The sequence below is a fragment of the Nitrospirota bacterium genome (assembly GCA_016212215.1).
Lineage (GTDB): Bacteria > Nitrospirota > 9FT-COMBO-42-15 > HDB-SIOI813 > HDB-SIOI813 > JACRGV01.
Genome location: JACRGV010000058.1, coordinates 1 through 9,836, shown reverse-complemented (window position 1 = coordinate 9,836; position 9,836 = coordinate 1). Strand labels below are relative to the sequence as shown.

13 protein-coding genes are annotated in these 9,836 nt (G+C 43.2%); 2 read left to right on the top strand and 11 right to left on the bottom strand.

What is annotated here, in order from left to right; genetic code table 11:
• Window positions 1-160 precede the first annotated feature (160 nt).
• Window positions 161-475, bottom strand: coding sequence for a HigA family addiction module antidote protein (locus HZA08_05370; protein MBI5192854.1), 315 nt, complete (start codon window positions 473-475; stop codon window positions 161-163).
• A gap of 13 nt (window positions 476-488) precedes the next feature.
• Window positions 489-770: a type II toxin-antitoxin system RelE/ParE family toxin gene (locus tag HZA08_05365; protein ID MBI5192853.1), complete on the bottom strand. Its 282-nt coding sequence runs from the start codon at window positions 768-770 to the stop codon at window positions 489-491.
• A 41-nt stretch (window positions 771-811) separates the two neighbouring features.
• On the opposite strand from HZA08_05365, the gene HZA08_05360 reads away from it, so the two are divergent.
• Both HZA08_05360 and HZA08_05355 read left to right on the top strand, forming a co-directional pair.
• Complete coding sequence (locus HZA08_05360; GenBank protein MBI5192852.1) at window positions 812-1,036, top strand: BrnT family toxin; 225 nt, start codon at window positions 812-814, stop codon at window positions 1,034-1,036.
• Entirely contained in the window at window positions 1,014-1,277 is a 264-nt protein-coding gene (locus tag HZA08_05355; protein ID MBI5192851.1) for a CopG family transcriptional regulator, read from the top strand. Before HZA08_05360 ends, HZA08_05355 begins: the two co-directional genes overlap by 23 nt.
• Before the next feature lie 64 nt (window positions 1,278-1,341).
• Here HZA08_05355 and thiC read toward each other — a convergent pair whose 3' ends face one another.
• The 9 genes from thiC to HZA08_05310 form a co-directional block, all read right to left on the bottom strand.
• Complete coding sequence (thiC, locus tag HZA08_05350) at window positions 1,342-2,661, bottom strand: phosphomethylpyrimidine synthase ThiC (GenBank protein ID MBI5192850.1); 1,320 nt, start codon at window positions 2,659-2,661, stop codon at window positions 1,342-1,344.
• Between the two features lie 120 nt (window positions 2,662-2,781).
• Window positions 2,782-3,906, bottom strand: coding sequence for an aminopeptidase (locus tag HZA08_05345; GenBank protein ID MBI5192849.1), 1,125 nt, complete (start codon window positions 3,904-3,906; stop codon window positions 2,782-2,784).
• Window positions 3,907-3,941: 35 nt separating this feature from the next.
• Window positions 3,942-4,175, bottom strand: a complete 234-nt coding sequence (locus HZA08_05340; protein MBI5192848.1) for a NifU family protein — start codon at window positions 4,173-4,175, stop codon at window positions 3,942-3,944.
• 133 nt (window positions 4,176-4,308) lie between these two features.
• Complete coding sequence (locus HZA08_05335) at window positions 4,309-5,709, bottom strand: outer membrane protein transport protein (GenBank protein MBI5192847.1); 1,401 nt, start codon at window positions 5,707-5,709, stop codon at window positions 4,309-4,311.
• Window positions 5,706-6,779, bottom strand: coding sequence for a tRNA 2-thiouridine(34) synthase MnmA (mnmA, locus tag HZA08_05330; protein ID MBI5192846.1), 1,074 nt, complete (start codon window positions 6,777-6,779; stop codon window positions 5,706-5,708). The genes HZA08_05335 and mnmA overlap by 4 nt, the downstream gene beginning before the upstream one ends.
• A 184-nt stretch (window positions 6,780-6,963) precedes the next feature.
• Entirely contained in the window at window positions 6,964-7,815 is an 852-nt protein-coding gene (locus HZA08_05325) for a ParB/RepB/Spo0J family partition protein (GenBank protein ID MBI5192845.1), read from the bottom strand.
• A complete protein-coding gene (locus tag HZA08_05320; GenBank protein MBI5192844.1) occupies window positions 7,793-8,569 on the bottom strand; it encodes a ParA family protein in 777 nt (258 codons plus the stop codon). The genes HZA08_05325 and HZA08_05320 overlap by 23 nt, the downstream gene beginning before the upstream one ends.
• Before the next feature lie 428 nt (window positions 8,570-8,997).
• A complete protein-coding gene (locus HZA08_05315) occupies window positions 8,998-9,648 on the bottom strand; it encodes a class I SAM-dependent methyltransferase (GenBank protein MBI5192843.1) in 651 nt (216 codons plus the stop codon).
• Window positions 9,623-9,760, bottom strand: coding sequence for a hypothetical protein (locus HZA08_05310; protein MBI5192842.1), 138 nt, complete (start codon window positions 9,758-9,760; stop codon window positions 9,623-9,625). The genes HZA08_05315 and HZA08_05310 overlap by 26 nt, the downstream gene beginning before the upstream one ends.
• Between the last annotated feature and the right edge of the window lie 76 nt (window positions 9,761-9,836).

Here is a 9,836-nt window from a genome sequence, read left to right as displayed (position 1 = left end):
TGTCCGCATAGCATCCACAGAGATTATTTAAAGAGCTCAGAGAAACCGGAGGGACATCGAAACTACCCTCCGGTTAAACCTTTATACAAGAGGTCAATTTAATGTGAAACTTTCAGGCAAGATAATGTGAGAGGTGACAAAAGGTAATCTGAATAGTCTCCTAAGCGGCGTTCAATGGTTTAATACGCTTGATCTCAATCTTGATGTTTTGTGCCGCTTCCCAAAGGTCAACAGCCCGCTGAGCATTCAACCAGAAATCCGGTGTGTTTCCAAATAACCTCGACAGCCTCAGCGCCATTTCCGGACTGACTGCCCGGCGCTCACGGAGCAGCTCGTTGACTGTCTGACGTGACACACCAAGAGCTTTAGCAAGACTCATTACATTAAGTCCATAATCCGGCAAAAAATCCTCCCTCAGCATTTCGCCGGGATGGGTCGGACTAACCTTTCTTACTCTTGTATTCGGAATACCCATACTGCACCTCATTTTAGTGATAATCTGTTATTTCCACGTCGTAAGCGTCACCATTAATGAAACGAAAACAAATACGCCATTGGTCGTTAATTGAAATGGAATATTGCCCCTTCCGATCCAGTTCCAGTTCATGAAACCGATTACCAGGAGGAACCTTCAAATCATCCAATCCGGTTGCCAGGTCAACATACTCCATTTTCCGCATTGCCCGCTTCCAGATTTCTGGTGGAAACCGCTTTGACTTCCCCATCTCGTATAGCTCCAGCGTATACCGGTCAGCAAATGTCTTAATCACCTGCCAATTGTAAACCATCACGTGACAGTAGTCAATTTGTAATCATTAAAAATCTTAAAACTTCAGAGAAGTTATGGTTAGATAAAAACCGTATTGAAATCCTCGCACCCTACCCTTTGGAGGATAGAAGAATTATGATAGGCACTATTGAAGGAAAGATATGGACAGCAATATTTACTATGCGAAGCGATGCTATTCGTATCATTTCAGTCAGGCGTGCAAGGGAAAAGGAGGTAAGTTTATATGAAAAAGAAAGCTCTGGCTAAAGATAGCACTGAATTTGACCGCCGCTTTGATTCAGGAGAAGATATGCATGATCTTATTGACATATCCCGCGCAACTGTTATCCGACATGGGAAAAAGGTACGTATTACATTGGACATCGCAGAATCTCTGGTAAAGGAAATTGATAAGATACGGGAAGAGATCGGCATTGACCGCGCAGCTCTGATAAAGGTCTGGCTTCATGAACGTGTGCGACAGGAAAAGGCAGTTCATGGTAATTGAGTACAAATATGAGAAAGTGTCTTCGTGCCGCTGTGTTTAATGATAGGATTTTCGGATAATCCTATTATGCCTTTGACGGCACTTCCTGATAGAGCTTCATTGAACAGAACTTGGGTCCGCACATGGAACAGAATGATGCATCTTTAAATGAAGGTTGTGGCAGGGTTTCATCGTGCATCTCTCTTGCCCTGTCAGGGTCTAGGGCCAATTCAAACTGGCGGTTCCAGTTAAAGGCAAATCTGGCGCGTGATATTTCATCATCACGGTCTCTTGCGGCCGGCCTGTGACGTGCGACATCTGCGGCATGGGCTGCAATCTTATATGCAATTATCCCCTGACGAACATCTTCTAAGTTTGGTAATCCGAGGTGTTCTTTTGGGGTAACATAGCATAGAATAGAAGCACCGGCATAAGCCGCCATTGTTGCACCGATAGAGGATGTTATATGGTCATAACCTGGTGCTATATCCGTTACAATCGGGCCAAGCACATAGAACGGTGCACCGTGGCAGACCTCAATCTCCTTCTTGATATTCATCTCAATCTGATCTAACGGGACATGACCAGGTCCTTCTATCATTATCTGTACATCTTCTTCCCATGCCTTTAACGTAAGCTCACCGAGTATTGATAATTCTGCAAACTGTGCCTCATCACTCGCATCGCTGAGACAGCCCGGACGCAGACCGTCACCGAGGCTCAGGCTTACGTCATACCTCTTGCATATCTCCAGTATCCTGTCAAAGTGTGTATAGAAGGGATTCTGCTTATTATGATAAGCCATCCATTGAGCGATTATGGCCCCGCCCCTTGAGACAATGCCCATAAGCCTCTTTGATGCCATCGGAAGAAATTCATGGAGCAGTCCGCTGTGGATGGTCATGAAGTCTACGCCCTGTTGGGCCTGCACCTCTATAATATCTAATATGTCATCTATGGATAGTTCATGTATCTCGTTTACACCCTCTACGGCCTCATAAATCGGGACAGTGCCTACAGGAATAGGGCTGTTCTTTATAATGCAGTCCCGTATTTGATGGATATTCCTGCCTGTACTCAGGTCCATTACTGCATCTACTCCAAGTTTTACGCAGAGGTTCAGCTTCTCAAGCTCTTCACCTTCTGATGATGTAATTGATGAGTTGCCTATGTTGGCGTTTATCTTACATGTTGCAGATATGCCGATGCCCATAGGAATAAGGTTAGGATGATTTATGTTTGCAGGTATTATGAGGCGGCCTTCGGCTATTTCATTACGCACGAATTCAGGTTCAAGGTGTTCAACCTTCGCAACGTGCGTCATCTCTTCAGTGACAACACCCTGCCTTGCATAATGCATCTGGGTTACATTGCCGTTGCGGCCTTTTAACCAATCTGTTCTCATAAACTCTCCAAAAATTAAGAACTTCTTAACCACAGAGACACGGAGGCACAGAGTTTATATTTAATAAAAATCTAAAATCCCCAATATTTTCTCTGTGTCTCAGTGCCTCTGTGGTTATATTTATAAAGGGATGTTCAATTTACCGTTATCAATGATGGTCTCAGATGTCCCGTCTTCATATTCAAGAATCAGTGTAGGTGAAAAGAATACATAGTCTTCATGAAAATTGGCACTTGTTGTCCCGCCGAATGTGGTGTTGTCTCCCAATGCAATGTGAGTTGTGCCGAGTATCTTCTCAGCCTCAAGTATATTGTCAGGTCTTGATGCCTTTTCATTAGTACCGATACCGAGTTCAGCCAGACCGACTGCGGTTGGGCTTAACTTAAATATATTCTCAAGATACTTCAGGAATTCAATATCCCCTGACATATCTGTGACCTTTCCATCTTTCATTGTAAGTGTTACCGGCGGGTTTAGTTTTCTTGTTGTAGACCAGTCCAGCACCATAACACCGTTTGAAGTACCTTCAACAGGGGCAGCATATACCTCGCCCGCAGGCAGATTACCGAAGCTCCCCTTTTCAGTAATGAAGCCAGTGTCAGCAAATCCTTTGCGTCCCTTCAATCCCATCCTTATGTCAGTGCCCATAGGACATCTCATTATCGCAGTATCAGCCTTTGTTACAAGTCCTGCGATATGTTCAGACCTTCGTGCAACAAGATTCCAGTCCACATCCATTGGGCCATAGAACATATCAGGGTCAAACAGAGGCATACTGGCATAGCGTGCCCCTCTAATCTTTGTAAGGAGATGCCGGAAGCGGGTGTGGCTTGTAGAATAATTTGCCATGCCTATTATGACATCAACTAAGTCAGCCTCATGAGGTTTCAATATCTCAAATGCCTTTTCAACATCACCTGCAATAGCCTCTTTATTTATCAGCCGCTCTAATATCCCGGCTCCTTTTAAATCCTGTAATGCCTTTTGCCCAAAAGCCATCTGCCACACAGGTTCAGGCGGTTCATATCCATTATTCGGAAGAGAGTCATATATGTAGAACTGTGTATCTGTTATCCTACCTGAGATCTCAGCTAACTGTCCTGCGGCCTTTTCAAGGCGTCTGCACCGGTCCATCTCTTTTGGTACAAGTCTTCCCTCCTGCATGTGGTCAGTAAATACAAGGACACGTTCTCCATGCCTGATGGCCATATTAGTGTTAAGAAGTTTTTCTATTGCTTTATCCATAACTTTATATAATATTTAGGGGGAGGGTATTAATACTAAACTGAAATTACCTCTTCAATTTCAGGGATCATGGCCTTCAGATGCCGCTCTACCCCAAGCCTCAATGTAACAGTAGAGCTTGGACATCCGGAGCAGTTTCCTACCAGCTTTACCATCACCTTGTTTCCATCAAGACCTACAAGAACTACATCTCCGCCGTCTCTCTGTAATGCCGGCCGTATCATATCGAGGACCTCTTCTACCCTCGCCTTATCAAGTGTTGTTTCCATTCAAACTTCCTCCTGTTAATGTTTTCTCCTGTTGTTCAGGTTTTAAAATATAATACAGGAAGATATATTGATTTGCAACTACCGGCACTTGATTTCCCCTCCCCTTGCGGGAGGGGATTAAGGGGAAGGGGGCTTAATTAAAACGATACGACAACAGCATCCCTAATGAAGTTTCTTCAAGAGATATCTTTATGTCAGAGTTTGCCTCGAATGGTGTCATGTAATCAAAACCTGGCGGCACATCTCTCTTTCCTGTTAAAGTTTTATTGGCGGCTTTCATATATGTAAGGCCAATTCCCCAGTGTTCCCCGAGCTGATAATCAAATCCTATTGTTGTATGTCTTTCAACAACTGCAGGGAAAATAAGGTTATTAAATACATCCCGTTTATTAAGCGGCGATTTTCCATAATTATAGCCTGCCCTGATATTTAATTTGGGGCTTGCCTTGTACTGAATCCCAAGTGCATATATATATTGATCATCCCACCCGAAATTGAGCTTCGTGGAACTTGAATCACCGCCGGCTGTTGAATCGGTGTCAAATGAATTGGACGGTCCCTTGAAAGTTACCTTATCATGAGTGTCGGACCAGTTGATCCATTTTACATCAAAGTCCACTAAAAATTTATCATTCGGCCTTACAGCTATGCCTATAGCAGCCTGCTGGGGGAAATCTAAGTCCATCCTGTAGACTCCCTGGTCGCCTGTTGCACCATTAAAATTTTTAATATCATCTTTCCCAATGCGGTATGTACTGTCTCCAAAGAACTGCTTGCTTGTATATGATGCACCTATAGTAATAAGTTTATCCAAATCATAAAGGATTCCGGCACTCGCTCCATAACCAATCTGATTAGTAGGGCGGCCAAGATCAAAATTGACATCCATCTGAGTTATATCAGAAGGAACCGGTGTACCCGAAGGACCGCCCGGCGTGGTCCAAAATGGTACATTCTGGAATTTCTGTCGTATGGTAACTGACATGTAATCCACATTTAATGAGATGCCGGCGCTCACAGGCATCCCGCTGACATTCCATGCAACAGTCGGAGCCATCTTCCAGAATTGGATGCCGCTATATCCATTAAATGTAACGTCATTTGGGATATTTGGCGGTGCAGCGGGCATCATGGTAATCTGGGCATAATCAACGCCAAGCCCGGATGTTGCAAACATCCCCCCGCCAAAATATACATTATCTCTGCCGAATGCCTTTGCTACCCATCCTACAGATGGGATACCGTATAAGCCTGTCCCACCTTTAGTGTACTCTCCGCCATTTGCAGAAAAGTCCACATACCGTACAGGCATGAATGCATCCATGCTGAAGTCAGCCCTTTCCCCTACACGAGCCATCCCGGCAGGATTACTGATTGCAGTCATAGTGTCCATAGGAGCGGCAGTAACAGCGCCTCCCATGCTTTTTTGAGCCTGACCAACGCCTATTAACTGATAACCGTTAGTTGCCATAGCAGTCCGGCATAAGAAGGTAATGATGATGTGAATAATGAAAGCATAGATTAATCGTTTCATACTATAATCCCCCCGCCAATAACCTCATCATTATCATAAAAAACAATAGACTGGCCGGGGGTGATTGCCTGCTGAGGGTTTTCAAACACAACCTCTACTCCTTCCCCGTCAACCGGCCTCACTAAAACAGGCACAGGCGTATTCCTGTATCTTATCTTTGCAAAAAGTTTTTTTGGTTGTGTAAACGGTTCACCGCTTATTATATGAATATTTCGTGCAATAAGTCCTGTTGCAGAAAGGTCGTCTCGTGTTCCCAGCACGATCTCATTTTTTCCTGTATCAATTTGTGTTACATAAAGACGCTCACCTGCTGCAACACCAAGCCCCTTCCGTTGTCCAATGGTGTAAAAGGCAACTCCCTTGTGTTGCCCAAGTACCTCGCCCGAAGATGATACAAAGTTACCGGGACTCATTGATTCAGGAATCCGGTTTGAGATAAACTCCTGATAGCCTTCCTGAGTTACAAAACACACCTCCTGACTCTCTTTAATCTCATCCACCGGCAGGTCAAGAGATTCGGCCATCTCTGAGACCTCTTTTTTTGTAAGCTCTCCAAGCGGAAATCTTATCTTTGATAATTGTCCCTGAGAGAGTCTGTATAAGAAATAGCTCTGGTCCTTTTCAGTATCTAATCCCTTTTTAAGATGATATTTTTTATCTTCAGAACTATAGACTATACGGGCATAGTGGCCTGTTGCAACATAATCAGCACCGATACCGACAGCATTTTCAAGGAGGATAGAGAACTTGACCATCTCATTACATCTTATGCACGGATTCGGAGTCCGGCCTCTCAGGTATTCTGAACAGAAATCATCTACTACAGACTTTTTAAATTCCTTATAAGCATCCCAGACATAATAAGGTATCTTTAAATTCTCTGCCGCAAACCTCGCAAGCCCTATCTTACAGCAGGAGCGCTCATGCCACTCACCATCAAGATACTCCCCCTCTTCCCAAATCTTAAGGGTCGCTCCAATTACATCAAAACCCTGCTTTTTCAGAAGCATAGCAGTAACCGAACTGTCAATCCCCCCGCTCATTCCGACTAAAACCTTTTTATTTTGCATATAAAAACATTTTTACCACAGGATAAAACCCCATCCCCACCCTAACCCTCCCCTTGAAGGGGAGGGAATCCCCTAAGCACCCTCTCCATCAGGGAGAGGGTCCGGGAGAAGTCGGGGTTGTTTCTGCCTTTTCTAACTTCTTACATCTTGCTTCTGTCTTTAGTCTGCTTACTGCTTACTATTTTCACCCCTCAACTATCTCCAATATCCTGTTCAGGTCATCCACAGAATAGTATTCCACCACTATCTTCCCGCCCTTCTTTTCTTCCTGAATCCTCACTTTTGTACTGAATACCCTTTGAAATCTCGTCTCCACTTCCTTTAATGATGAATCCTTTTTTTCCATAACCTTCTTTTTCTTCTTCTGAACACCCCAGTCCTTTGCCCATATCTCAGCCTCTCTGACTGATGCACCTTTAGACACGAGGTGCTCAGCAAACTTTGTTTGTTCAGCAGCACTTGCAAGAGAAAGGATGGCCTTTGCATGTCCCGGTGATAAAACTGATGCTGACAGATACTCCTTCACCTTTTCCGGCAGGCCAAGCAGTCTCAGGTAATTTGCAACTGTTGAACGTTCTTTACCGATCCTGACCGCCACATCTTCCTGTGTAAGATTAAATTCATTTAAAAGCCTCTGATAACCAAGTGCCGCCTCTATGGGATTCAGGTTTTCCCTCTGTAGATTCTCTATAAGTGCAATCTCAAGGGACTTCTCATTTGAAAGGTCCTTCACAACTACAGGTATCTTTTTCAACCCGGCAATCCGGGCGGCACGCCACCGCCGTTCACCTGCAATAAGTTCATAGACCCCATTATCAAGATGCCTTACAATCACAGGCTGAATAACACCATTAACACTTATCGAATTTGCCAATTCCTCAAGCCTGCCGTCTTCAAATACATGCCTCGGCTGGTACTTGTTAGGGACTATCCGGGATATTTCAATCTCAGAAATGGATACCCCGCCTTCTGCATGAACATTCTCCGTTTGTGGTATAAGTGTACTTAATCCCCTACCCAATGCCTTTTTTATCATTCTTTATCACCTCCAGCGCCAGGTCCAGATAAGACTGGGCACCCTTTGAATTTATGTTATACAGGATTATAGGTTTACCATGACTTGGTGCCTCACCAAGTGCAACATTTCTCGGAATAACACTCTTAAAAACAGTGTCTTTAAAATGCCCTTTAATCTCTTCTGCCACCTGGTGTGCAAGATTGTTCCTGCTGTCAAACATGGTAAGAAGGATACCTTCTATAGAAAGTTCCCTGTTAAAGGACTTTTGAACCAGGCCTATTGTCTTCAATATCTGGCTCAGCCCCTCCATTGCAAAAAACTCACATTGAACCGGTATAATTACAGAATCAGCCGCAGTAAGTGCATTTACAGTCAGTAGGCCCAGTGAAGGGGGGCAGTCCACGATAATATAACTGAAGTCCTTTTTTAATGGCTCAATAGCCCTTTGTAAGGAAAATTCCCGCTTTTCCGCATCAATAAGTTCAATTTCAGCACCAATAAGGTCAATACCTGCAGGAACAACCTTAAAATATTTAAGCTCAGTCGGTACAATAGTATCTCTTAAATCTTTTTCACCAATAATTGCATCATATATAGATCCATTAATTGATGTTTTATCAATCCCACAGCCGCTTGATGCATTACCCTGGGGGTCAAAATCAATTAAGAGAACATCCTTTTCAGCCGCAGCAAGAGAAGCGGCCATGTTTATGGCTGTAGTAGTCTTGCCGACGCCGCCCTTCTGATTGGTTATTGAAATGATTTTACCCATAATATCAATAAGTTACATTACTCCAAAAAGATAATTTCAAAGATTGTAACATAATATACTAATGAATGGAAGTAAACTGCAATTACCTAAGTTGGTTTTAACTTTCTATTAATCACGGATAGATATAATCTATTCATAAAGAAAATAACAAAGGTACTAACCAAATAAAGAGGAAAATGAAAGGAGGTGTTAAATACAATGGAAAGAGATGAAAAAAAGGCTTTAATAATCCACGCAGTAATAACGCTGGTTTTAGCAATAGGTATGATAACCGGTGGACAGATTTTGTTGTAATCCAACAACTGAGCTTTTAGGGGATGTTTAGAACCCAATACGCCCTCATCAGGAGTACAAATACCAGATGGGGGATTTTTATTTCTAACAACGGTATCGAGACAAATCGTAGGTTCATTGTTCCACGTGGAACATTAGCCCTTTATCCCGGATAAAACTACGAACCCACCACTTCCAAATCCTTCAAGGACAGGGTCGGGTTTATCCATATTGTTTACATCATTAAAGATCGTCTGACAGATCTGAATGTTTTGAAAATTAAGAGTATTCAGGAATTCTTTTACCTGCTGAGTAGAATAAAATATCGCTTGTGAATAAAACTTATGTGCCCCCTTACTATGCTCATATTTTCTGCCAAGTTGAGATTCTTTGTCAATAATGGCGATTATAATGCATCCATCCGGTTTCAAAATTCTCCTCACTTCATTCAATGCAGTAAGGGGGTCGCTTAAAAAACAGATAACATTGACCATCAAGGCATAATCAATTGAGCTATCAGCAAAAGGCAATTGTTCTGCTATTGCCCTGATTACTTCAAGTCCACGCAATTTCGCAACCTGTGTCATACCACCAGCAGGCTCGACTACTATTTTTACTCCGAGGGGTTCTGAAAAACGTCCGGTACCGCCCCCTATTTCTATTCCAATGCCTGTACATGGGAGAAACCTTCGCACTGCCTCAATTTCAGAGAGATAGGCAAACCGGTTAATATCAAACCATTCGTCATATTCATGGGTAAAGTGATTGAATATCTTGATATTATTTTGGGATAATTCCTGCTTCATTGGAAAATACCTCCGGCGGGGTAAGAAAACCTCGCCTATCCATTTCTATGAGGATAGGCTGGACATTCCTGTCCCGCTGACTTTCATGCCCCTTTGTGAACCCTCGGTTCATGGGAGTTCATCCGAAAATCCTCGTTATTATCAATAAAATTAAGAAAATAAAACTTTTTATCCGTCTGCCATAGCCT

What these genes read in the sequence shown, in the direction of transcription:
- HZA08_05310 (MBI5192842.1), bottom strand. Translation starts at nt 9,760, where the DNA reads ATGAACCGAGGGTTCACAAAGGGGCATGAAAGTCAGCGGGACAGGAAT.
- HZA08_05335 (MBI5192847.1), bottom strand. Translation starts at nt 5,709, where the DNA reads ATGAAACGATTAATCTATGCTTTCATTATTCACATCATCATTACCTTC.
- HZA08_05370 (MBI5192854.1), bottom strand. Translation starts at nt 475, where the DNA reads ATGGGTATTCCGAATACAAGAGTAAGAAAGGTTAGTCCGACCCATCCC.
- HZA08_05345 (MBI5192849.1), bottom strand. Translation starts at nt 3,906, where the DNA reads ATGGATAAAGCAATAGAAAAACTTCTTAACACTAATATGGCCATCAGG.
- HZA08_05320 (MBI5192844.1), bottom strand. Translation starts at nt 8,569, where the DNA reads ATGGGTAAAATCATTTCAATAACCAATCAGAAGGGCGGCGTCGGCAAG.
- HZA08_05340 (MBI5192848.1), bottom strand. Translation starts at nt 4,175, where the DNA reads ATGGAAACAACACTTGATAAGGCGAGGGTAGAAGAGGTCCTCGATATG.
- mnmA (MBI5192846.1), bottom strand. Translation starts at nt 6,779, where the DNA reads ATGCAAAATAAAAAGGTTTTAGTCGGAATGAGCGGGGGGATTGACAGT.
- HZA08_05315 (MBI5192843.1), bottom strand. Translation starts at nt 9,648, where the DNA reads ATGAAGCAGGAATTATCCCAAAATAATATCAAGATATTCAATCACTTT.
- HZA08_05325 (MBI5192845.1), bottom strand. Translation starts at nt 7,815, where the DNA reads ATGATAAAAAAGGCATTGGGTAGGGGATTAAGTACACTTATACCACAA.
- thiC (MBI5192850.1), bottom strand. Translation starts at nt 2,661, where the DNA reads ATGAGAACAGATTGGTTAAAAGGCCGCAACGGCAATGTAACCCAGATG.
- HZA08_05355 (MBI5192851.1), top strand. Translation starts at nt 1,014, where the DNA reads ATGAAAAAGAAAGCTCTGGCTAAAGATAGCACTGAATTTGACCGCCGC.